General features: G+C 43.2%; 1 protein-coding gene. It reads right to left on the bottom strand.

What is annotated here, in order from left to right:
• Nucleotides 1–1,700 (bottom strand): WD40 repeat domain-containing protein (locus tag DNJ75_RS14765; protein ID WP_206609131.1); only part of this gene is annotated, 1,700 nt, incomplete at both ends.

Genomic DNA, 1,700 nt, shown 5'->3' with positions numbered 1-1,700 from the left:
TCACCATCATTAACTTTAAAACTTACCGTACGACTTAATTCACTCGGGGCTAATGAGGTATTTTGATACGTCACACTACGTAATGCTGTTTGATAATTGGCAAGCGTATCCGTACCCGTTAATGTCAACACCCCAGTGGCTGTATTAAAGCTTCCTGTGATATTTGCAGTATTAACAAAGCCTAAAACATCCTGACCATTGGCATAATTTGCCGTAATTGTCACTGTCGCACTTTCAATGTTGATATCATCAATATCACTGATCACCAATGCTGGTTCAATCACCGTTGCCGCATCATTTTCAACATAATTAATGACAGAGCCTGGATAGCTTAATTGATACACACGAACCTGACCGGCATTTGTTATTGCCCCAGGATCATTGTATTGCGCACCAACAGCAAAGGTTTTACCATCTGCACTGATGGCAATACCCCGACCAAACTGATCATCCGTCGCTTGACCTTCAATATCTGTCAATACTTGCGTCCATGCGCCTGCGGCATAACGATAAATCCTTGCAACACCTTTATCCACACCACCGGCATCCGCACCAATCGCACCAGTAATGAGCATATCACCATCATCATTTAATGCAAAAGACATACCCAAAATGTCATTAGCGTTTCCAGCAATCTGGCTGCCTTTAAGACTCCATACACTGCCCGTCCACTCATAAACTTTAATCAGACCTGCAGCACTATTATTCAACGGCGAACCAATCGCAATCGTACTACCATCAGCATCAACACTCACCCAATGACCAGATTGATCGGATGAAGCACCACCTAATATTGGCGACCCTTTTGCCACCCAGCTGCTGCCATTGTAAGTGTATACTTTGGTCTTACCTGCATTGTTAAATGCTTCATCATTATACTTAGCACCAATCACTAAAGTACTGCCATCACGACTTAATGCCACCGATGAACCAAACTCATCACCTGCATTCTCACCATAAATCACCGTTTGCTGCACCCAATTGACACCATCATAGGTATAAACACCAACAAAACCTGTATTGGTATTATTTTTTCTTGCTGCGAATACTAGCTTACTGCCATCACCACTTAAAGCAATTGAACTACCGGCTTCATCAAACTGTGAAGTCCCTACTACATCATTACCGACCTGCTGCCAATCAACACCGGTAAAATCATATACACGTATTTTACCGATCTGATTAAGTCCTCCGTTATCCGCTAACGGTGCGCCTATGGCAATACGCAATCCATCACTACTAATAGCGACTGAATTACCTGCAAAATCACCTGTACTTGGTCCTGCAATCGCTGAACCCATCGCTACCCAGTTGTTACTGATATATTGATAAACGCGAACCTGTCCACTATCTCCACCATTAGCATCTTGCTGTGGCACACCGACAACCATTACCTGACCATTAGCACTCATGGCAATCGCCGCACCCAATGAACTACTGGCTTCATCACCATCAATCGTAGCACCTAGCTGATTAAGCGTTGGCACACCAGAAAAGCTTTGTAACACTGAAGCATCATTCACCGGATTCACGGTAATGCTGATCACATCACTATCGCTCAAAGGTGTTGTGACATCATTATCTTCACTTAATATCGTTAAGCTATCACTGCCTGTAAAATCTGGATTGCCTGCGTATATCAAACCATTTAATGCCGCATTAATATCAGTAATGCTACCACTAAACTTCATGCGACTTTC

The organism is Cysteiniphilum litorale (assembly GCF_003428165.1).
Classification (GTDB): Bacteria; Pseudomonadota; Gammaproteobacteria; order Francisellales; family Francisellaceae; genus Caedibacter; species Caedibacter litoralis.
Note: the sequence above shows the minus strand (reverse complement) of the source record. Positions and strands in the feature narration are given on the sequence as shown.